Consider the following 22,958-nt stretch of genomic DNA (forward strand, 5'->3'; position numbering starts at 1 on the left):
AAAATAATACATAGAAACATAAAATTTATTTAGAACAAAAGAGTGCAAAAATATACTGGTTTCTCGCACATAGCGATGCGTGTATAAACAAGTAAAACGAGTACTTTTAGGTTCGCAAAAGCTATGTTTCTATGTATTAAAAATAATTACACCTAACGTTTTTTTTAATTAATTTCGAATCCGTATTTTTTAAGGATGTCCTTTATTTTCGTTACACTTCCCATTTCCAGAATATCTTCCATTTCGATAGAGATGTTATACGTGCTTTCCAGTTCTTCTACTAAAACCAAGTGGCTCATAGAATCCCATTCGGCTATAGCCTGATATTCTAATTCGTCATTTACCGCTTCAACAGGAATTTCAAAAGCCCTTGCAAATACTCCGTGTAATTGTTCTATTGTACTCATTTTTCTATTATTTTAAATTAAATTGATATTTTTTTAACTGTGGTAATTTTTTTCTCGCAGATTTTAAAAAGATTGAAGCAGATGGGTATAGATGATTATCTCGAATTTAATCTGCCAAAATCTGCGTGCAACAAAAAACTTTTTAAATTCGTTATCCCGATAGCTATTAGGAGTTACTACTTTTATTAGACCTTGGTATGTTTCCATTTTCCTTTTCTAAAGACAATGATACAGGCAACTGCTAATACAATTTCTGAAATAAGGATGGCGGAAAAAACGCCATTTGATCCAAATTCAAGCGAAATCCCCAAGGCATAGGCAAGAGGAATCTGAACGATATAAAACATTAAAATGTAAAGCCAGGTTACGACTTTGACTTCTCCCGCAGCATTCAGCGCTCTTGATATAACCATGGTATATCCCAAAAGAATATAGGCCATCGAAATAAAATGGATATATCTTGTACTAAAGGAAATTACTTCCGGAATATCCGTAAAGATTTTTACGACCGGAACAGCAAGAAAAATCCAACAGATTCCAATTATAACTAAAAATCCCATATTCAGCATTCCGGCTCTCCAAACTGATTTTTCGGCTCTTTCCGGTTGCTTGGCTCCAAGGTTTTGCCCGGTTAAAATTCCGGCAGCATTTCCAAGGCCCCAGGCCGGCATTGTCGCAATAGAAGTAACTCTTTGTGCTAAAATATATCCTGCCAAAGCATTAGGTCCAAAATGAGACATAATTTTGATCATGAACACCCAACTTGAAGCAGGAATAATAAATTGTACCGTTCCTCCAAAAGCGAGTTTTACTATTCTTTTGAAAATGGCGAGATTGAATAATAATTGTGCCATCCCAATTTTCAGTACCGTTTTTGCTCTTACCAGATACCATGCCTGATACAATACTCCAATAACTCTGGCGACCAGTGTGGCTAATCCTACTCCCAGTAAACCGTAAGCCGGAATAGGACCCCAGCCAAAAATGAATATCGGGCACAAAATAATATTCAGGGCATTCGAAAGCCAAAGGATCCTCATAGCAGTCGAAGCATCTCCGGCTCCACGAAAGATTCCGTTGATTACAATACGCAGGATTAGAAATCCGCTGGAAGCAAACATGACGATTCCGTAAGCTGTTCCTTCCTGAACCATGGCATCAGAAAGTCCCATGGAACTCATAATATCAGTTGTCCAAATCGAACATACAACACTTATTATAGCTGCAATTGGCGTTGTGACATAAATAACCTGCATGGCAGTTTGTCCCGCAGCTTTGAACTTTTTCTCGCCAATTCTTCTGGAAATCATCGCTGATGCTGCAATTCCCAAACCTATTGAAACCGAATAACAAAAGGTAATAAATGTGGTTGTAGCTCCTGCGATAGAAATAGCATTTGTTCCCAATCGGCTCACAAAGAAAAGATTTGAACACACAAATAGTGATTCCATTAAGAGTTCTGCAACCATGGGCACAGAGAGTAAAATAATGGTTTTATTGATACTTCCGGAAGTAAAATTACTTTCGGTTCCTGCCAGCGAACGTCTTAGAAGACCAAAGAAAGAACGTGTTTTGAAAATAGCCTCTTTCATTAGTTTTCTTTTACGGTTAGTACTTCTTCATGAACCAATTGATGCAGCGGATTCGGAATAAAACCGCTTTTTTTCATGTGCGGGAAACCGGCCGTTTCTTCATAACCATTGTATAAACGTCGGCTATTGAAAATAAGACGTTTAAATTCAGGAATAAATAAATTGTATTTGTCGAACATATCCTGTAGTTCCGGATGTTCTTGCTGATATTCTAAAATAATATCATGAACGCAATTCCAGAAAGAAGCTTCAGAATAGCTGGCCGTTGTAATCAGTACATCGCTGAGGTATCTGAAAAAAGCATCAAATACTGCAATAAGGATGGTTAACGGTGCATTCTCAGGATTAGGAGAGGCCACGAACATGTTTTCGATAAATTCCTGTGGCAATTTTTTCTTTCCTTCTTCATTGATCAAAATATCTCCAACAAAGTCCTGTAAAGCGATACGTATTGGAATGTAATCTTTGAGAATAAGAATTACATTTTGTCCGTGCGGATCAATACATAAAGAATGTTGGTAATAGATTTGAAGCACAGGCTTAAGATAGGCCCTCATATACTCCTTTAACCATTGCTCTTTAGAAAAGCCTGATTTTTCTATCAGTTCTTCAACAAGGCTTTTGCCATGATCGTCGACATATAATAATGCCGCCATAGTCATTAAATTCTCTCCGTGTTTTAGAAAATTAACAGGACTTTCGCGCCACATGGCTCCCAGGTATTCATTGTACTGATAAGGTGGGTTTACAATTTTACTGTAATCAGGATGCCTGTAGGTAACTGAAACCATCTCACCCAAAAGCACGACTTCCATTTTTTGCAGGTGAACGTCTTTTTTAAGGATGTCTTTCAGATATCCGGTAAGACGTGGCGCGATGGATAATTGTCTTGGACACAAACCTCTAATATGACTTGTATTTAAGATCGACATGGACGTTTTTACATAATGTTTCTTAGGTTTGCTCTGATTAAAAAAGGTACGTATACTTTGTTGCGGACTGTAAATGTCTTCTGTTAATTCTAACGGAATAAGATGTTTGGATGCAATATCATTAGCAAATTGCATCACCAGTTTATTCTGCCATTGCCATAAATGCACGGGAATAAAAATATAATCGTCCGGATTTACCTTCGATTCTATTAATTTCTTTTTTAGTTCCGCCACCTTTTCTTTACCAATTTCATTCTCATAAAAAGATTGCTCATTCATATCCGTTTGTAATCGTAAAGCAGCTCTTTTTTTATGAGCGGCAACCCATACTAATCGGGTTGTTTGACCGGATTCAGGAGTATAGTTCTGATAGTCTTCTGAGTCAAAACCAATTCGTCCTTTGTTTACAATGACCCACGGATGACCGTCGAGACTATGTTCTATGGTTTGAAAATCAGCATCGGCTAATTTTGCTGCAGACAAACGACGTTTTGAATGAATAAAAGCATCGGCATATAAAGTATGCAGCAACTCTTCGATATAATGGGCGAGGGTAAAAGAGTTGATCCCAAAAGTTTCCTGAAGTTCAATAAAGAAATTAGGGACATCAATACGATCTGATTTCAATTCATCTTCAATTTTATGAATACTTTCTTTGACAATATGCCAGTAATTCAGAAATCTGGGATAAGCAGAAAAACTATAATAAATATTCTCTTTGTCTGTATCTAAGATAAAATGGGTTAGTCCATCTTCTTCTTTACTGATTATTTGTGGTTTTGCGACATCTTCGCGCATCAATTCTGCGATGCTTTTAGCGAGCAGGTTTCGATTGACCTGATCCCAGGTAACGGCGTTGAGATGTTGTGCGTCTTTGAATGTGTTTTCCGGGGTTATCATTCTAGTGGTATTTTATTAAGATCTAATTGTTTATTTGCTCGTTTATGAATTCCATAACATTTTCCGGTGTATATTCCGTAGTTGCTTTTTGCACACCAAATTGTTGAAAAGCAATTCTTTTTTCGACCTTATAAACTTCACGATTCGCAAGTTGATTAATGATCCAGGAATTTCTGTAAGCGCCCATTCCTAAGTCAGGAGTAGAAAGACCATGTGTGTGCAGTTCCGCATTCTGAACAAAAATATCCGTACCATTTTTGTCGATGGTGTAATTGCGGTGTACATTAAACAAACCATTTTCCAGACGATTGATTCTGCTTTCAATTCCGGATAAAATTCCCGGTTCTTTGTATTTGTAACCTGTTGCCAGAATTACATAATCGCTTTGATCGTCATAAGGCAGATCAAGTTCGGTGTGGATAAAATCCAGATGATAAGAACCATCCGTTTCTTCATCCACAGAAGTCAGGCGCATGTTCGAACGGAGCTCAACATTTAGCGGAGTATCTTCTAAGCTCATTTCATACAAGCTATCAAAGATCTCGTTAATCAGTTCCTGATCAATACCTTTATAAAGTCCGTGTTGTCGGGCCAAAAGCTGTTTTCGTTTTTCTTCAGAAAGACTATGAAAATGATCTACATATTCCGGAGAAGTTAATTCCAGTGTTAGTTTTGATTTATTGTCTAAAGGAAAAAAATGAGACGAACGGGTAAACCATTTTAACTGCAATCCGTTTTCAGTAGACGGTAAAAGGTCACGAAATACTTCTGCTGCACTTTGGCCTGAGCCTATTATCGTTACCGATGCATTTTTTGGAATACGGGATTTGAAATTCAGGTATTTGGAAGCATGAATCACATTAGGAAATTCCGAATCAATAAAGTCAGGAAGATGCGGAGAAGTTCCTGTTCCTAAAACAATTTTATGTGCATAATAAGTTGCCGTTATACAAGTCTGAGTGTTGATCACCATAATTTTATAAACACCATCGACATGATCTATGGAAACTACTTTATGAGAGAATTTACAATTTGGCAATTGCGAAGCCACCCATTTACAATATTCATTGTATTCCCTTCTGTAAATAAAGAAGTTTTCACGAATATAAAATTTATACAATCTTCCGCTTTGTTTGATGTAATTTAGAAAACTGTATTTGTTTGTTGGATCAGCCATTGTGACTAAATCTCCTAAAAACGGAACCTGAAGCGTTGCGTTATTCAGCATAAGGCCCGGATGCCAGTCAAAGCTTTCTGCCTGATCAAAAAACAATGCCGATAAATCTTCAACGGGTTCTATAAGAGCAGCAAGTCCAAGGTTAAAAGGACCAATCCCGATCCCAATTACTGAATATATTTTTTCTGTATTCATTTTTGTTTTTTTATAAATTAAACCTGAGGTGCTGAAACTACACTGTTTTGAAAATCTTTGGCAGCAGGAAATTTTGCCCAATACCATTCTCTGTAGCAAAAGTTCAGATTGGCTTTTTTGTGTGGCATTTCGATTACTTTTTCGATTTTAAAACCTACGTGGGCTTTATTCATCATAGAAGCAATAGAATCTACAGCACCTTCGCCAACCATTTTACCCACTTTTGGTTCTCCCAGTACAAAATCCATCATAGATTGTGTAGCCGGTGAACCGTATTTTAATTTAGGATCGGTTGGTGCAATAAATTGATGGGTTCCATAATCAGAGGGTAAAACATCATAATAATCGCCAACAATATCACGGCTTGCCCAATAGACTTCGATATTAAAAGTTGGTGCGTCATTTGCTTCTCCGATGTAACTGTGCGAATGATCTCCCGGAAGCAGCATTCTGTAATAGGCTTCTAACTCACGAATTGGCCAGTTCATTTGCCATATTTTCAGTGCATGTTCACGGTGAAACCACTCATGAAGCATTTCCAGATCTTTATCAATATCGACCGGACGCAAGGTGATCGTTACATTTTCTTTTTCAAAAAAACGGCTGAAAGCAGTAGTGTTTTCCTTTGGATTAATTAGTTTTTTAGAGAAGAAGTGTTTGTTTAAAGGATTTGGATACTTTTTGTAAACCGCAGGATTGGTTCTTGGTGCACTAGCTTCATCCATGTTGTTTAAACTCGTCAACAGATTTGCTTTTACGACCAATTTGGTACTTGTAGTAAAATGCGCAACCAAACCTGTAGTATCCAGTTCTTCTTCTTTTTTCAAAGCTTCGTAGATCAGGTTCAGAAGCGTAGTTTCGTCAGCGAGTTTGTTTTTCCCCAGAACATTTACGACTCCAAACAAGTGATTTACCAGGAGATAATATCCCCAAAAGTCAATGATTCTGCTTTCTGCAATAAACGATCTGCTTTCTTTACCAAAATCAGGAATCAAACGTTCCAGTTCTTCGACTTTTCCCTGACGGAAAAAATAACCCTGATTGTCCCTAAAATAAAGTTTTGACGGAAAAAGATCTTCATCAAATTCCACCAGCATGTTCTGCTGATGAAACTCAGATCCAAATCCGTATTTATTAAAAATACCAACCAAAGGAGTTATGGTAATATTCAGATATTGTCTGAACCAGGAAAGGGTAGTATCAGTTACAGAAGCATCTTGTCTTTTGGCTGCTTCATTGATCAGATTGAGGATTCTTGGTGATTCGCCCAAAACACCATCCTGACAAAGAGAAGCGACCATCGTTACATTTTTTCTCGAATTGGCACCATGAAAAGGGTTTTGACGCACGCTTGTACTGAAACCATCAATGATTTTGTCGTCATAAATAACCACAATAAAAGCAGGATCAGTAATAAGCTTTATTTGAGGATATTCTTTTTGAATGTCTTTTCCCCAATCTGTTTTCATGAGTTGCGCCGCATCATAACCACGGTTTAATTCATGCAGATAATTGACACGGAACGAATTGGTAATTTTAACATGCAAGGAGAATTTGTACATCCACTCACTTTCTTCATTATAAACCGTGCGGACAGATGAAGTAGCTGTATAAGAAGGACCAAACTGACCCAGACTAAAAAGAAGCTGTTTCGATTGCATTTCTTTTACTGATGCCTGTTCTAATAAATAATTGGCTTCCCAAGGATGAGTTGGAACAACTTTGTAATTGGAATAAAAATCCAATAATTCTTTAGTATGTTCATCCGCATATTTCGAGATTTCTTCACGCAAATGGGCTGTAATGAGATATTCTTCGGCACTTTTTTCTATTACATTTTCAGGATGAACGAGAAAAAAATGTAAACCGAATTTACCACCGGTTTCAGGAGAATATTGCAGCAGTTCTTCTTTGGTAAAACCTTCTCTGCTTTTCGGCAACGGATGAACGGTATGTCCTAAAATCAGGGATTGTTCAGATTCTATAAAGGTTTGTTCAGGTTTATTCGCTGTCTGATCGCTATTTTTATAATGTTCAAGATAAAGCACCAGATTTTCTATGCTGTTTTTCATACGTTTTTGCGTAGGAAGTGCCTCAATATCAGGATAATCTGTTTTGGCATATACGCTGATAAGTTCAAGAAATTCGACTGGACTTATTTCTTTAAAGACATCAGTTGCAATAGTTCGCGATACAACCGGAAAGCTAAACGAATGAACGCCACTTTCAGAAAAGTAAGTCAGTGGTGCAAAAACTTCCTTACCAATAGTGGTAAAATCAAACCTAAGAAAGGAGCTGTGGTCGATAGTCTGCATAAAATCAGCCAGGGTTTGGTCGTATTTCGGAATGCCTTCGTAACGGCTCCAATTGCTAAATTCTCTGCAATAACAATTCAGCAGGGATTTAAAATTTACCTGTTCTGCCAGCTGGCGAAAATTAGTTAAGTCTGTGGTATTCATCTCCATTTTGTTTTATAAGGTTAAGTATGTTTTTGATGTCATTTAGGGTGGTAAGCGGATTAAAAATGGTGAACTTCAGGTAGAATTTTCCATTTACCTTAGTGCTGGCGACTAAAACTTCTCCACTAAAAAAGAGCTTTTCCTTGATGTATTGATTGACTTCACAGGAATTAGATTCAGCCGGACCATCAAGATATCTGAAAACAAGAACGCCCATATCCGAGTGGCATAAAAGTTCAAAGTTTTCATCAGCTTCAAGATATACGGCTGTTTTTTGAGTGGTTTCTATGATGGTATCCGTAAATTGTCCTAATCTTTCTTTCCCCATATAGCGAAGGGTACACCACAGTTTTAAGGCATCAAAACGACGCGTACTTTGTATAATTGATTTGTTGATTTGAGCAGGAAGTGCCTCGTAGTTCTGTTCTTTTGGATTTAAATAATCAGCGTGGTGCTTGATGATATTCAGGTGAAGTTTGTTTTTTACAATAAAAGCGCTGCTGCTTATGGGCTGGAAAAAGGATTTATGGTAATCGATCGTTACTGAATCAGCCAGCTCGATCCCGTTTAAAAGATGTCTGTGTTGGTCTGTCAATAACAATCCGCAACCATAAGCGGCATCGACATGAAGCCATAAATTATGACGTCCGGCAATAGTTGCTATCGCTTTTAGCGGATCGACATTTCCAAAATCTGTCGTTCCTGCAGTAGCAGTAATAGCGATTGGAATATTCCCTTTTTCAATTTCCTGAGTAATGGCTTTTTCCAGTTGTTCAGGATCCATGCGGTATCTTTGATCGACACCAACATGTACGATAGCTTGTTCTCCAAGACCCAGAATCCAGGCATTTTTATGATTGCTAAAATGTGCTTTGTCAGAAACAAAAACTCTGAACTTAGAGGCATCAGCAGGCAAACCATTCAATTTGATGTTCCATTTTTGATATTCTAAAGAATAATAATCTCTGGCCAAAAGCAATCCCATTAAATTACTTTGGGAACCTCCGGCAGTAAAAATTCCGTCGCCTTTTGTGTATCCAATTTGTTCACTTGTCCAGTCGATAAGTTTTCGTTCCATAAAAGTTCCGCCGGCACTTTGATCGTAGGTATCTTGTGATGAGTTTATGGCACTTATGAGCACTTCTGCTGCCAAAGCCGGTATTACGACAGGACAATTTAAGTGTGCAATGTATTCGGGCAGGTGATAAGCAGTGGCATGATTTACATACAATTCGTCTACTTCATCGAGCAGGCTTTCGTAATCGTGCAGGGGAGATTCAAAATCTACTGCTTCAACTTTGGTTTTTATTTCCTCAGGTCTGATTCCGCTGAAAGGTTTGCGATTGTTCTTTAAGAAATTCGAAACGCGTTCCTGTGCCAGTTTTACAGCTTCGGCATATTCAGTACCGGAATTTTGATGGAAAATGTCTTTATACAAATCCTGATTTGCCAGTAGTCCTTTGTCAGCGACTTCTTCATTGATTAGTGTGGTATTCATAAAGTAATTATTTAGGGGTTTTAGTTATTATTTACTCGAGGTAAATGACTTTTTTAGACAGGGGCGTCCGTTTCTTTTTAGAAGATTTCAGGTCTTTTGGGTAATAGCCCAAATAGAAAAGGCCTAATGATTTTTCGTTTTCTGCCAGACCAAACTGAGTCACATAATCGACAGCGACTCCTTTGGTACTCCAGTAACTACCAATTTTATGGGCAGTACAGGTGAGCGCCATGTTTTGTACTGCAGAGGATACAGCCGCAATTTCTTCCCATTCAGGCAGACCAATTTTGGTATTTCGCACCATGATTACACCAATGAGGCAAGCGGCATTTAACGGATAGTTTCTGAGATAATTTAGTTTCTCTTTTTGGAGTTCAGAAGATAAATCAGAATAGAAATCCTGGTAATAATGGGCCATAAATTCTCCATATTCCTTTAGATATTTTCCTTTAAAAACAATAAACCGCCAGGGCTCCGTCATTTTATGATTAGGGGCCCAGGTTGCATTAACCAATATTTCTTCGAGCAACTGGTCAGGCAGCTCTTTGCTGATAAATTCATTTGCGTAGATACTTCTTCGGTTCCGAATATTCTTCGAAATTTTTTTTAGTTTATCAGAGTAATCTGATTGCTTGATTTTACTGGGGTTGTCCTTGATTCTCATAATTTTTGGAAATTTTTCTAAGAAAATTCTTTTTATTTAAATTAAATACGGATATATTTGTAAGTAATTATTATTTAGAACAAATAAGAATAGTGTCAAGCAAATGTATAAATTAATCTTTATAAAAAAAATAAATCTGAAAAATTTTATACGAATGTCCGTACATATTGACTTTTAGTCTTTCTGGTGCGTTTTTGTATAATATTGATTATAAATGATTTGTTTTTTAAAACCCCTATCTTTTTAATAACTATAAAACGAATTGAAAAAATGAAATCACAATCAATTATTGCAGACGAAAGACCTGCAGAAACCATTTTAAGTTTTGAAATTCCTACAAAGCCTTTAATCGTAGTAGTGACGCCTCAGGAGAGGAATATTTTATCGAATGTTGGCAATCTTTTAGTAAAGGCATTTAACCATTATGAAAACCCAGAATACATAGCAGCATTGCACCTTCACGCTTTTCAATTGCTTCCGGAACGAATTAGCAGAATTTTGAGTCAGTTTGGGACTGATTTTTCAGCGAATCAATATGGGGCAATTGTTTTTCAGGGACTTTTAGAGGTAGATCAGGAAGATTTAGGACCAACTCCTCCAAACTGGCAGGGCGCCGATTATGCAAAACTGAATAAATACGGATTTATTTGTTCGCTTCTTCATGGTGCAGTTCCTTCCAAACCGGTACAATATTATGCTCAAAGAAAGGGTGGAGGACTTTTGCACGCTGTGATTCCGGATGAAAAAATGGCTGTAACGCAAACCGGATCAGGATCGAAGACGGATTTATATGTACATACAGAAGATGCTTTTTTATTGAATCAGGCTGATTTTTTAAGCTTTCTCTATTTAAGAAATGAAGAAAGAGTTCCCTCTACTTTGTATTCTATTCGTTCTCACGGAGAAGTTAATCCCATCATGGAAAAATTGTTTGATCCTATTTATCAATGTCCAAAAGATGCCAATTATGGTGATGAGCAAGCAGCTCCCGGACCTACAGCTTCTGTTTTATATGGAAACAGGGAATTGCCTTTTATTCGTTTTGATGCAGCGGAACAAATATTCAATGAAAATGCGGGACAAACTCCTGAAGCGCTGTACAATCTGACTGAATTCTGGAATGAGGCAAAGGAACTTATAAACAGCGAATATGTTCCGAATTCCGGAGATGTGATCTTTGTCAATAATCATTTATGCGCGCACGGAAGAAGTGCGTTTGTGGCAGGACAACGGGAAGAGAATGGTAAGATTGTAAAATGCGAACGCCGCCAAATGCTCAGAATGATGAGTAAAACCAGTTTAATTCATATGAGATCTGTTACCCATACTGATAATCCTTACTTTATTATGGAGGAACATTTGGGGAATATTTTTGATTTGGACGAATAGTATTTAAACTTGTATTATTGGTTGCTGTTGCTTCTTTTTAAAGGAAAGCTGGCCATAATTTTAATTGAAAAACTCCAAATGCAGACCTATTTGGAGTTTTTTATTGTACTGTAATTTGTTATTTACTATTTTGAATTGCCCATTTGAGTAAAGTATTTTTTTCTTTGACTAAGCCTAGTTTTTCTATGATATTACTACGATGCCCTTCTACGGTTTTTTCGGATAAAAATAATAATTCGGCAATTTGTTTGCTTGTTTTTTGCTGTGCAATAAGTTCTATTATTTTTCTTTCGGATAAAGTTAATTGGGATAATTTATCATTACTATTGAGAGAATCTGCGATCAGATCCTCTTCAAGATGTTCACTTACATAACGATTGCCCTTTTGGACTTGTTCCAGACATATTTCCAGTTCTTTTTGAGCATGTTCTTTCAGGATATAACCAAAAATCCCGTACTCACTTGCTTTTCTGTAAATCGTTATTTCTTTGTGCATGGTGAGTAAAATAACTTTGGTTTTGAGTTTGTTTTCCTGTATTTTTTTAGCGAGATCTAATCCGTCCAGTCCAGGCATATTAATGTCCAGAATAGCAACATCCGGCGTGTGAAGCGTTATTAAATTTAATGCCGAAATGCCATTTGAGCACGTGTCGGTTACTTTATGCCCGTAAGATTCGACAAAGAATTTGGTACCCTGAAGCGTAAAAGGATGATCGTCGGCGATTAATATTCTCATTTTGATTTTTTTATTTCGATAGTAATAATGGTTCCGTTTTTATCGGATACTATTTTAGATTCTCCATTGATTGCTCGTGCACGCTCAATAATATTATGAAGACCGAAAGCACTGTTTCCGGATAGTTTTTCTGAAACATTAAATCCGGTCCCGTTATCCTTGATTTCAATTATTAGCAATTCGCTGGTTTCTGTGATATTAATTTTTGCAGCAACAGCATTGGCATGTTTTATAATGTTGGATAATGTTTCCTGAATGATGCGATATACCTGTAATTCATCTGAAGTTTGTAATGAATTATGATACTCAATTTCAGCTGTAACCATAAAATTATTGATAGATTGTGCTCTTTCTACCAATTGTTCGATGCTGGCTTTTAAACCTATTTTATCAAACATTATCGGATGCAGATTTCTGCTTATAATTCTAATATCGTTTATGATTGAGTCAATTTTTTCGTTTGTTTTTTCAGATTTTTGTTCGAATGAATTCTTCAGACTCAACAATTCATGGCTTACGCTATCGTGCAAATCGCTTGCAATTCGTTTGCGTTCTTCTTCGGTTTTTTCCAGTAATTGTTTGGTGTAGAGCTGTGTATTTTGTTTTTCTGCTTTTAGAATTCGTTGTTTTCTGATCAGGGTTAACGCAATCGATAATAATATAAAACCAATTAGTCCGAAAATCAATAAGGCAATTGTGGTGTTTTTATTAAGGATCGTTTTTTTCTGTAAAGCTATTTGCTGCTCTTTTACTTTAGTTTGGTATTTTTTATCAAGTTGTGCCACAATATTTGCCATTTCTTTGCTGCCTAAACTATCGGTTGCTTCATACATACTGTCTTTATAAAGCATAGACGTTTCATAATCTTTTCTGTTGATTGCATCATTATAAAGAACGGCGTAAAGATCTCTGACTCTCGTAAAATTTTCATTGGCTTTCAGTTCCTGAATGGTTTTAAGAATCAATTTTGGATCTTTAATTCCTTTATTTTGCTTAGATTCTAATGCCGTTAATGCAACCCTGTATTCCTGATCTGTAATGGCAGAATTCAGAAATATTACGTCGGGTTTTAATTCATCCAGCACTACCTTGGCTTCAGCCAGTTTATCCTCATCTAATTTTAAAGTAGTGTAATAAATATTAATAGAAATTTTAATGGACGGATCATTTAATTTGCTTTTTTTGAATGCCACATAAACGGAATCTATTAACAGATTTCTCTTGCTGTAATTCATACTTCGGTCATACAAATTGATTTTATTGTATAAAGCGATAAAAATACTGCCAAGATTTTTCTTTTTGTTTTTTGAGTACGTTTTTATAGCCTTATTCAAAAAATCTTCTGCTTTATCATATTCTTTTGATGCTTGATAAACTTCGGCCAGACCTATATAAACACCTGCTGTCCCTGCTATATTATCTGTCTTTTTAAAATATTCTAATGATTTTAGTTCATCTTTTAATGCTTCATGTAAATTGCCCAACAGGTGATTACACCAGGCGATAGTGCGATAACTATCGGCTTTTGTATAGCAGGTTTTATAATCGACAACTTCAATTTGAGTGTTTTTTGTATAGTACTGAATTGCTTTTTTCAGATCTCCTTTATCCGTATAATAATCTCCAAAATACATGTTTGCAAACAGCATATTGTTTTCCGGAACGTCATCTTTGTATTGCTCTGAAAATGTTGTAATGGTCTGAAACAGGCGTTTGTCAAAAGACGCGTAAGTGGCCGCATTCCAACCTGCTGCTTCCAGCGTTTTGGCGGCCATTATATAATTTTTTTGCTTTAGTTTTTGGTTGTAATACTTGTATAAAACGGTTTGATAATTTGGATTTACAAAGTGGCTGTCCTCTTTTATCCAGTCAAAAGTGGCATCTATTTTTTCAGGAGCAGGTTTTTTATACAGGATCGTACTTTCTTCTTTTTTATCACAAGCAAAAAAAGAAGATAAAATAATAATTGTAATGAGCAGAAAAACGTGTTTTTTGTATGCCATCATTTGGTGTGGATTTTTAGCAAAAGTATCTTTTTTAATTTGATAAAGAAGAGATTAAAATAAATTCAGGGGTTTCCCCTTGTACTAATATATTTTTTATTGATACATCTTTGTTACTCATCCAAAAACAATAATTTTATGAAACGAAAATTACTCCACAAGCCCAATCAATTGTATAAAAAGAAAGAGTATCGAATAAAAATATTCAGTGTTTTTTTCTTTTTCATCGTTGGTTTAACTACAGCACAAGCACAATATACGGCAATACCTGATACCGCTTTTGAGCAAACCTTAATCACTAAAGGAATTGATTCCGGTGCACTTGACGGACAGGTCTTAACTGCAGATATTGCTGGTGTTAGAACCTTAAACATACAAGGCGGAAGCATTAAAGACCTAACAGGAATTAAAGATTTTGCAAGTCTTCAGGAACTGTATCTGAATTATCAGCAACTTACTTCGCTGGATCTTTCAGGAATGACAACTTTGCATGTTGTACAGCTTTACGGTAACGATCTTACGAGTATTAATTTAAATGGTTTGTCTAATCTGGAATTCCTTACTTGTGGATCTAATGAATTAACAACTTTAGATTTAACGGGATTAGCCAATCTTACCTACCTTGCTTGCGGACAAAATTCATTGACTTCATTGAATTTGGCGGGATTGAGTAAACTAGAAACCTTTCAATGTAATGAGAATAAAATAACGAGTTTAGATGTAAGTGGCCTGATTAATTTGACCACTTTAAATTTTGGGGCTAATCAATTGACGCGTGTAGATGTATCCGGATTAACAAAATTAAGAGAATTATCATGTTACCAAAATCAATTAAGCGAGCTTAAATTAGATGGTTTAACAAGTTTGGTTAATTTATATTGTAACAATAATAATTTAGCGGTACTTGATATCAGTAACAAACCTAATTTACAATATTTTTATAGTCCCGATAATCCTGCGTTGACTTGTATTATTGTCGATAATGTTGCAAATGCAAATAATCAAATTAATGCTGAAAACTGGGTAAAAGACGATGTGGCTGGTTTTTCATTGGCCTGCAGCCCGAAAGCAACAGCAACTCAAACATTTTGTAATGGTGCAACAGTTGCTGATTTAGTTGCAACAGGGGATACTATTAAATGGTATGCTGATGCAACCGGCGGATCAGCATTAGTTTCAACTACAGTTTTAATATCAGGAAATTATTATGCTTCGCAAACGGTTAATGGTAATGAAAGCGACAGAACTTCAGTTGCTGTTGTTGTAAATACAACTCCGCTGCCTTCAAGAAATATGGCTGTTAACGGTACTTTATGCAGACCATCTACGTATGCAACATTAGCATCAAAATTTAATAATCCGGGAACTATAAAAATTTACGCAACAGAAACCAGTATAACTCCTCTTGATGGTTCGCTGGAAATTACTCCTGTTAATAGTGTTTTAACACTTTATATTACACAAACATTAAATGGTTGTGAAAGCGCAAGATTAATGGATACCCAAACTGTTGTAAATGCAAATTTTGAACCTACTGCGGCAGATCAAACATTTTGCCAGAGAAATTCCCCAACAGTAGCTAATTTGGTCGCAACAACAAATGGTGGTGGTAGTACTATTAAATGGTATCTTACAGCAACAAGCGTTACTCCGTTAGTTAGTACAAGAGCATTACAGACTCGTGATTATTATGTAACTCAGACTGCTTATCCTTGTGGAGAAAGTCCGAGAAAAAAAGTTAGTGTAACTGTAAATAATCAAAAAGATACAGATATCTATACGTGTTCAAGTTATACATGGCCAGTAAACGGGGTAACTTATACTGAATCATCTTCTGTTAGTTTTGATGATGGTTGTACTGTTCACAATTTAGAGCTGACTATTGTTCCGGTTGATGTTCCTGTAATTCATTCGCAATTTAGACTTACCGGTGCTACAATTGCTGATATTTCTACTCAGGGACAATTAATTCAATGGTATGCAGATGCAACCGGCGGAAATCCTCTTGCAAGTAATACCCCTCTTGAAAGCAAAACGTATTACGCTACTCAAAGTGAGTATTTCTCTGATACTAATACGCAATGCGAAAGTGAAAGAGTTGCTGTAGATATGACTATAGGTGCTATACCGGCAGGTTATACTTTTATTCCGGATGAACGTTTTGAACAAAAATTAATTGATTTGGGGTATGATGATGTTATCGATAATAAGGTGCTTACTGCCAATATCGATACGGTTACCAGTTTAAATCTTACAGCACGATCGATTAGGGATTTAACGGGAATTAAAGATTTTAAGAGTTTAGTTGCTCTTGATTTAATATATAATTCTATTACCAATTTAGATGTAAGCGGCATGACATCTTTAGAAAGTATTCGTGCTTATGGCAATTATTCAAGTACTGTTAATTTAACAGGATTGACTCATCTAAAAGAAATCAATTTTGGAAACTCAGCTTTAAAAGAATTAAATTTATCAGGATTGACCGCTTTACAAAAAATAGAAGTTAGCGGACCAATTACACATTTGGATTTGAACGATCAGGTAAATCTAACCGATTTAAATTGCCGATACACCAATATTACCGGTTTGAATTTAAAAAACAAACCTAATTTGGTTAATATGAATGCGTCTCAGATAGCAAGCCTGACTTGTATTACCGTAGATGATATTGCAGCAGCAAATGCCAATACCAATTGGTCAAAAGATGCTCAGGCAAATTACTCATTAGGAACTACAAATACAACTACAGAATCTGCTTGTGACAGTTTTACATGGTCTGTAAATAATGTGACGTATAATAAATCTGGAAAATATTCCTATGTTAATGATTGTCTTACAGAAGAATTGAATGTGATAATTCATCCAACAGTTGTAATAGATAAAACAATTACAGCTTGCGGAAGTTATGTTTGGGATTTCAACGGACAAACGTATACGCAATCAGGAGTTTATACAGTTTCAGGGGCAACACCATGCGAATCAGGCACTTTAAACTTGACAATTACACCGTTAATAGTTCCGGCTTTTACACCAATTCCTGCCATCTGCAAAGGAACTACTTTATCTGATTTACCGATTATTTCTAATAACGGAATAGGAGGGACATGGTCACCGGCAATAAACAATCACGTTACCACAACATACACTTTTGTACCTGAAGTTAATAGTTGTGCTGTACAGACTACTTTAGAAATTGTGGTTGATCCTGAAATTGATGCTACTGTAGAATATAGCAATGGGGTTTTATCTTCGAATACTTCAAATGCAATATATCAATGGATCGATTGCAATGGCAATTTGCCCGTTTCAGGAGCAACAAACCAAATATTTACACCAACCTCTTCTGGTTCTTATAGTGTTGTAATTACTTCAGGAAGCTGTTCTGTTACGTCTGACTGTAAGTTTGTTACAACTTTAGGAAGAGCTGACTTTGACCCTAATGCTATTTTTAAAGTATATCCAAATCCATCTCATGATATTTTTACTATTCAGAGCGATAGTAATGCAAAACTTGAAGTATTTGATACTTTAGGAAAACAATTAAAAGCGGAGGATATTATTCAGGGGAATTCAAAACTTGATATGAGTAAATATCCAACCGGAATTTACCTTCTTAAAATTACTAATGAAAATAATCAAACCAAAGCAGTAAAAGTGGTTAAGAATTAAAGTAATTCCTGAGTTCATTTTAGAATAAAAGAAACCGTCTCAAATTATGTTTTGAGACGGTTTCTTTTGTTTTTAGATATTGCTGTTTTTAAGGAATTGACAGAATTTAAAATAGCTAAAACTATTTAGTTACTTTTTTAAATCTCATCATAGGGATGTCCTTCATAATTAAATTCAGTTTACCGTCTTTATCAATAGAATAACTATCAATATTTTTAATAGTTTTTGTAAAAACCTGCTCTCCGCCACCTTCGCAATACATTAAAGTAGCCGGACCCTGTTCTCCAAAAGTAAGCGATTTTCCTTTTAAAGTAAATGGAGCACTATAACCATTGCAGCCTGCATTTCCAGATACTTGTTTCGCAGCCTCATCAAACTTAACAAACGGTTTTTTATCCGGATATAAACCTTCAAAAGCAATACGCGGACCGGAAATATACTCCAGTTCCCAGGTTGTATTATAAAGATCAGCAGTTTTTGATTGGTCTTTCATCGTTGTGCAAGAATTAAAGGATAATGCTAAAACAGAAACGAATAGTAATACGTAATTTTTCATAAAAAGATATTTTAGAACATAAATTTAAAGATTTTTAATCAAATTTGCACCAAAAAAGAGCGATTATATTTACTTCTTTTCCCTCTTTAGACCTTAAATAATAAGTAAAATTCAGTTTTGGAGTCTTTTAATAACAACATGAGATTGCTTTTTTATCTCTATTCTAAAATAGCTTTGCTTCTTAATGTTCTTCTAAGCGTAAAAATATCATATTCTCTTCCTATTCCTGATTGTTTAAAACCCCAAAAGGGTGTTATTTTGAACATAGTAAGGAACATAACGATTACTTCCATAATCCTATTTTGATTAATTTTTTTGTTTATTTTATTTTTTCCATTTCAAACGTAAGCTGTTGCTGACTACACTTACGCTACTCAGGGCCATTGCAGCTCCGGCTATCATTGGGTTTAGTAAAAATCCATTTATTGGATATAATATGCCGGCAGCAAGCGGAATACCTATAAGATTGTAAATAAATGCCCAAAACAGGTTTTGTTTGATCGTTGCTACGGTTTGTTTAGACAAGCGAATTGCTTGAGGAATCTTGGTAAGATCGGATGAAATAATGGTCATCTTGGCTACATCCATTGCAATGTCGCTTCCTTTACCCATCGCTATACTTACATCGGCTGTTGCCAAAGCTGTACTGTCGTTGATACCATCACCAACCATGGCTACAATTTTGCCTTGTTGCTGCAGTTCTTTTACAAAATCAGCTTTGTGTTGTGGCAATACTTCTGCTTTGTAATGTTTTATTCCTGTTTGCTTGGCGATCGCTTTTGCAGTAGCCTGGTTATCTCCGGTAAGCATATACAACTCAATTCCCATATCCTGCAGCTGTTTGATGGCTTCTACAGAGGTTTCTTTGATCTTATCAGAAATTGCAATAACGGAAAGTGCCTCTTTACTATTGGCAAACCAAATAACAGTTTTGGATTCTTTTCCCCATTGATCTGCCTGATTCAGTAAAGTATTGGCAATAGAAATATTATTTTCTGTCAATAGTTTTTTATTCCCTACAAAATAGGTTTCATCTCTATAGATACCTTTTGCACCTTTCCCGGTGATACTATCAAAATGAGATAAAACGACAGTTGATACATTATCTAAATTTTTGACTACGGCTTCTGCCAAAGGATGTTCGGATTGTTTTTCGATACTTAGTAAAATCTCTTTTGTGGTATTTTCATCATTCAGCCATTTGATACCGGTAACTTGTGGTCTGCCTTCGGTAATGGTCCCGGTTTTATCCAGCACAATAGCAGTAACTTTTCGTGCCATTTCTAAACTTTCAGCATCTTTGATTAAGATACCATTTTCAGCACCTTTGCCAACCCCAACCATAATCGCGGTAGGAGTGGCTAAACCCAAAGCACAGGGGCAGGCAATAACCAATACGGTAACGGCTGCCAACAAGGCTTGCGCTATGGCATTTTCTCCACCTAAAAAGAACCAGAGAAGGAACGTAATAATTGCGATACCAATCACGATTGGGACAAAAATGCCGGCAATCTTATCTACCAATTTCTGTACAGGGGCTTTGCTTCCCTGAGCATCCTGAACCATCTTGATAATTTGTGCGAGCATGGTTTCTTTACCTACCTTAACGGCTTTGAACTGAAAACTTCCTTTTTGGTTAATGGTTCCGGCAAATACTTTTTCGTTCTCTACTTTTAATACAGGAACAGGTTCGCCGCTCAACATACTTTCGTCTACATAGGAATTCCCTGAAATGACCATTCCATCAACAGCAATTTTCTCACCTGGTTTTACCAGGATAATATCATCAACACTTACGTCCTCGATAGCGACTTGTTTTTCTGTTCCGTCCGGTTGAATAACCATAACGGTTTTGGGTTGTAAACCCATTAACTTTTTAATAGCTGATGAAGTGTTGCCTTTGGCTTTTTCTTCTAATAATTTGCCAAGAAGTATAAATGCGATAACTACGGCCGCAGCTTCAAAATAAACATGAGCATGTAACCCGCGCTGATGCCAAAAATCCATAAACAACATGTTGAATACACTGAACAGATAAGCAATTCCAGTGCTCAAAGCCACCAATGTATCCATATTGGCAGAACGATGTTTGGTTTGTTTCCAGGCGTTAATAAAGAAATCTTTACCCAACCAAAGAACTACCGGAGTAGAAAAGAACCACATAATTTCATTTGCATAGGGCATGTCCATAAAAAACATTCCAATAGTTACTACAGGTAATGACAGTATAATCGCCCAGATGGTTTTATCTTTTAAATTTTTGAATTTCTCTGCATGAATTACCTCCAAAGATTCCTGCTGTTTTGTTTCGTCCACGATAAGCAGATCGTAACCAACGGCCTGAACCGCTTTTTGTAGTTTAACGGCATTTGTTAGATTAGGAAGGTACTCGACGCTTAGATTTCCAGTTGCAAAATTTACTGAAGCACCCACTACTCCTAATTCGTATGTTACAATACTTTCTGCGCTTCCTGCACAAGATGCACAGGTCATGCCCAGAACAGGAAAGGTATTTTTGACTGTTGGAACACTATATCCGAGATCTTTGATGGCTTTTACGGCATTTCCAACGGTTTCATTGCTTTTAACAGTAATGGCCGCCCTGTGGTTGTTGAGTTCTACTTTTTGGGTTTCGATGCCTGTAATCTTTGCCAATCCTTTCTCTACGATTAATGCACAGTGCTCGCTGTCTAAATCTTCAAGAGGGATGTATATTATTTTCTTAGTAGTATTTGTTGCCATATTTTGCTTATTGTATTTTAACTGCAAAGTTGGCAACAAGAGCTGTAAATTCTATTGTGAAATTATGGATTTGATTTGTAATATTTACTTAAACCTGATCTAATGGCTTTCTTTTTTCTTCCCGAATTTGTTTGAAATGGCTTGGTGTCAGTCCTGTTACTTTTTTGAATTGATTGCTTAAATAGGCAACACTTGAATAATTAAGACGTATAGCGATTTCACTTAACGATAATTCGTCATAGACCAGAAGTTCTTTTATCTTTTCAACCTTTTGGGCAATAAAATATTTTTCTATCGTGGTGCCTTCCACTTCAGAAAACAGATTAGAAAGATAGTTGTAGTCATGATTGATTTTTTCACTCAATATAGCAGACAGGTTGTTTTTTGTATCATTATCCTGATGATGTACCAGATCGATGATGATGTTTTTTATCTTTTCGATGATTCGGCTTTTTTTATCATCAATTACCTCAAAACCTAAAGGAACTAATGCTTTTTCAACTGAATTTCTTTCGTCAGGATTGAGCTCCTTTGTCAGGGTAACTTCACCCAGCGTGATAGTGGTAAAGTCTAAACCAAGTTTTTCGAGTTCATTTTGAACCACCATTATGCAACGGTTGCAGACCATGTTTTTAACAAATAATGTATTCATATTTTTAGTTGGATCAGATTTTTTACAGAGCGACAAATCTACTATTAAAATTCAATTCAATGGTATTTTATAATGGATTGCATTTGATTAATGAATAAGCTAAAGTGTATTTAAGAATTGCTTTTGTTGAATAACTTCACTTTTTAAAATCAGTAAATGTCACAAATCAAATAAGGAATATTATAAACAAATTGAGAGAAAATCGATGGAAATTTGCCGTATTAAATAATAATAACAAATCATAAAATAACATGGAAAATAAAAATCTTCAATTCAAAACGACCCTTAATTGTGGTGGATGTGTAGCAAAAGTAAAATCTGATTTGGATAGTGCCGAAGGCATTATCGATTGGAGTGTGGATACCAATAACACAGACAAAATTCTAACAGTCCACTCCGAAGGTGCTACAGAAGACGAAATAATAGCCATTATCAAAAGTAAAGGTTTTAAAGCGGAACCGTTAGGAATTTAGTTTTGCAATACACCTTTGCTTATAAGGGTTAAAAATAGCATTAAACAAAAACTTAATTAAAAGCAAAATCCAAATGGCTGTACTATTTACAGCTTTTTGGATTTTTATATATAATCATGTGTCTCATTTTCTGATATAAATGCTTCTTTATAATGTGGATTAATCGTAACTATTCTTTCAAAACGACCATGATGACTTATAGAGACATCTTGTAATATATTCGGGACGGAATGGCGCCAATAGGGGATTCCATTTTGATCTTTAATGATATTTTTATTTTCGATTTCAATTATATTATTCAAATCATGAAGGCAAGTAACAGCAATGGTATGTAAAATTTCCTGAGAAATCGTGGTTTTGGTATAATACACATTTTCCCGGCAAATTACTTGCCCTGTACTGTAAGAATTATTTTTTGAGATAATATTACATACCAATTTTTTAGGGATATATTCTCTTATTTTGGTTTGCCTGTTATAAATTTTATAAGCAGCTTCTTTCATACTCCACAGCAGCCATAACAAGATCTCCGGTTGCTGATCGTTTTGAATAAGCGATTGTTCATCGGCTGTAAAGATTTTTTCTATAAGACCTTTACGCTGCCAGTTGCTTTCATGGCGTGATGCGATAATATCGACCACATCATTGCCTATCATTTTGCAGCGAGTTTACTTTCTATAATTTCTACTGAAGTTTTTACATCAAGCATTCGTTCCATATCCGTGTTATCAATTACAACATCAAAAGTTTCTTCGATGTCCAGTACAATATCTACCAGATTAGCCGAATTGATACTAAGGTCATTAATAAAATCGGTGTCTTCGGTAAGGTTATCATAAGCTTCTGTATTTGTTGTATAAGGCTTGATGATTAATTTTAATTTTGCTATAAGTTCGTCTTTATTCATAGGA

General features: G+C 35.8%; 18 protein-coding genes. 3 read left to right on the plus strand and 15 right to left on the minus strand.

Annotated elements, in window-relative coordinates; genetic code table 11:
- Positions 1 to 164: 164 nt before the first annotated feature.
- From ACQY44_RS22450 to ACQY44_RS22480, 7 genes are all read right to left on the minus strand, one after another.
- Entirely contained in the window at positions 165 to 407 is a 243-nt protein-coding gene (locus ACQY44_RS22450) for an acyl carrier protein (RefSeq protein ID WP_089351709.1), read from the minus strand.
- Between the two features lie 185 nt (positions 408 to 592).
- The gene (locus ACQY44_RS22455) at positions 593 to 1,999 is read right to left on the minus strand and encodes an MATE family efflux transporter (RefSeq protein WP_428232506.1); all 1,407 of its coding nucleotides are present in this window, start codon (positions 1,997 to 1,999) and stop codon (positions 593 to 595) included.
- Positions 1,999 to 3,831 carry an IucA/IucC family protein gene (locus ACQY44_RS22460; protein WP_428232507.1) on the minus strand — a complete coding sequence of 611 codons (1,833 nt, stop codon included), beginning with the start codon at positions 3,829 to 3,831 and terminating at the stop codon, positions 1,999 to 2,001. Before ACQY44_RS22460 ends, ACQY44_RS22455 begins: the two co-directional genes overlap by 1 nt.
- 22 nt (positions 3,832 to 3,853) lie before the next feature.
- Positions 3,854 to 5,203 (minus strand): lysine N(6)-hydroxylase/L-ornithine N(5)-oxygenase family protein, encoded by a 1,350-nt coding sequence (locus ACQY44_RS22465; protein WP_428232508.1) that lies wholly within the window; start codon positions 5,201 to 5,203, stop codon positions 3,854 to 3,856.
- Between the two features lie 17 nt (positions 5,204 to 5,220).
- Positions 5,221 to 7,662: a GNAT family N-acetyltransferase gene (locus tag ACQY44_RS22470; protein WP_428232509.1), complete on the minus strand. Its 2,442-nt coding sequence runs from the start codon at positions 7,660 to 7,662 to the stop codon at positions 5,221 to 5,223.
- A complete protein-coding gene (locus tag ACQY44_RS22475; RefSeq protein ID WP_428232510.1) occupies positions 7,640 to 9,160 on the minus strand; it encodes a pyridoxal phosphate-dependent decarboxylase family protein in 1,521 nt (506 codons plus the stop codon). The genes ACQY44_RS22470 and ACQY44_RS22475 overlap by 23 nt, the downstream gene beginning before the upstream one ends.
- 31 nt (positions 9,161 to 9,191) lie before the next feature.
- Positions 9,192 to 9,824, minus strand: coding sequence for a nitroreductase family protein (locus ACQY44_RS22480; protein ID WP_428232511.1), 633 nt, complete (start codon positions 9,822 to 9,824; stop codon positions 9,192 to 9,194).
- Positions 9,825 to 10,094: 270 nt separating this feature from the next.
- Here ACQY44_RS22480 and ACQY44_RS22485 point away from each other — a divergent pair, with 270 nt between their 5' ends.
- Complete coding sequence (locus tag ACQY44_RS22485; RefSeq protein WP_428232512.1) at positions 10,095 to 11,213, plus strand: taurine catabolism dioxygenase TauD; 1,119 nt, start codon at positions 10,095 to 10,097, stop codon at positions 11,211 to 11,213.
- A gap of 118 nt (positions 11,214 to 11,331) precedes the next feature.
- On the opposite strand, the gene ACQY44_RS22490 is transcribed toward ACQY44_RS22485, so the two are convergent.
- A complete protein-coding gene (locus tag ACQY44_RS22490; RefSeq protein ID WP_428232513.1) occupies positions 11,332 to 11,949 on the minus strand; it encodes a response regulator in 618 nt (205 codons plus the stop codon).
- Positions 11,946 to 13,955: a tetratricopeptide repeat-containing sensor histidine kinase gene (locus tag ACQY44_RS22495; protein WP_428232514.1), complete on the minus strand. Its 2,010-nt coding sequence runs from the start codon at positions 13,953 to 13,955 to the stop codon at positions 11,946 to 11,948. The genes ACQY44_RS22490 and ACQY44_RS22495 overlap by 4 nt, the downstream gene beginning before the upstream one ends.
- Positions 13,956 to 14,090: 135 nt before the next feature.
- Here ACQY44_RS22495 and ACQY44_RS22500 point away from each other — a divergent pair, with 135 nt between their 5' ends.
- On the plus strand, positions 14,091 to 17,624 hold the full coding sequence (locus ACQY44_RS22500; protein WP_428232515.1) for a T9SS type A sorting domain-containing protein: 3,534 nt from the start codon (positions 14,091 to 14,093) through the stop codon (positions 17,622 to 17,624).
- 121 nt (positions 17,625 to 17,745) lie between these two features.
- Here the strand turns inward: ACQY44_RS22500 and ACQY44_RS22505 are convergent, their stop codons facing one another.
- The 4 genes from ACQY44_RS22505 to ACQY44_RS22520 form a co-directional block, all read right to left on the minus strand.
- The gene (locus ACQY44_RS22505) at positions 17,746 to 18,180 is read right to left on the minus strand and encodes an META domain-containing protein (protein ID WP_428232516.1); all 435 of its coding nucleotides are present in this window, start codon (positions 18,178 to 18,180) and stop codon (positions 17,746 to 17,748) included.
- Between the two features lie 158 nt (positions 18,181 to 18,338).
- Positions 18,339 to 18,473, minus strand: coding sequence for a hypothetical protein (locus ACQY44_RS22510; protein WP_428232517.1), 135 nt, complete (start codon positions 18,471 to 18,473; stop codon positions 18,339 to 18,341).
- Positions 18,474 to 18,504: 31 nt separating this feature from the next.
- Positions 18,505 to 20,922 carry a heavy metal translocating P-type ATPase gene (locus ACQY44_RS22515; RefSeq protein ID WP_428232518.1) on the minus strand — a complete coding sequence of 806 codons (2,418 nt, stop codon included), beginning with the start codon at positions 20,920 to 20,922 and terminating at the stop codon, positions 18,505 to 18,507.
- Between the two features lie 88 nt (positions 20,923 to 21,010).
- Complete coding sequence (locus ACQY44_RS22520) at positions 21,011 to 21,574, minus strand: helix-turn-helix domain-containing protein (RefSeq protein WP_428232519.1); 564 nt, start codon at positions 21,572 to 21,574, stop codon at positions 21,011 to 21,013.
- Between the two features lie 251 nt (positions 21,575 to 21,825).
- On the opposite strand from ACQY44_RS22520, the gene ACQY44_RS22525 reads away from it, so the two are divergent.
- The gene (locus tag ACQY44_RS22525) at positions 21,826 to 22,047 is read left to right on the plus strand and encodes a heavy-metal-associated domain-containing protein (protein ID WP_428232520.1); all 222 of its coding nucleotides are present in this window, start codon (positions 21,826 to 21,828) and stop codon (positions 22,045 to 22,047) included.
- Positions 22,048 to 22,151: 104 nt separating this feature from the next.
- Here ACQY44_RS22525 and ACQY44_RS22530 read toward each other — a convergent pair whose 3' ends face one another.
- A complete protein-coding gene (locus ACQY44_RS22530) occupies positions 22,152 to 22,703 on the minus strand; it encodes a 4'-phosphopantetheinyl transferase family protein (protein WP_428232521.1) in 552 nt (183 codons plus the stop codon).
- Positions 22,700 to 22,954 (minus strand): acyl carrier protein, encoded by a 255-nt coding sequence (locus ACQY44_RS22535; RefSeq protein ID WP_428232522.1) that lies wholly within the window; start codon positions 22,952 to 22,954, stop codon positions 22,700 to 22,702. The genes ACQY44_RS22530 and ACQY44_RS22535 overlap by 4 nt, the downstream gene beginning before the upstream one ends.
- Positions 22,955 to 22,958 lie beyond the last annotated feature (4 nt).

Origin of the sequence: Flavobacterium sp., assembly GCF_965277525.1 — a bacterium.
Taxonomy (GTDB): Bacteria; Bacteroidota; Bacteroidia; order Flavobacteriales; family Flavobacteriaceae; genus Flavobacterium.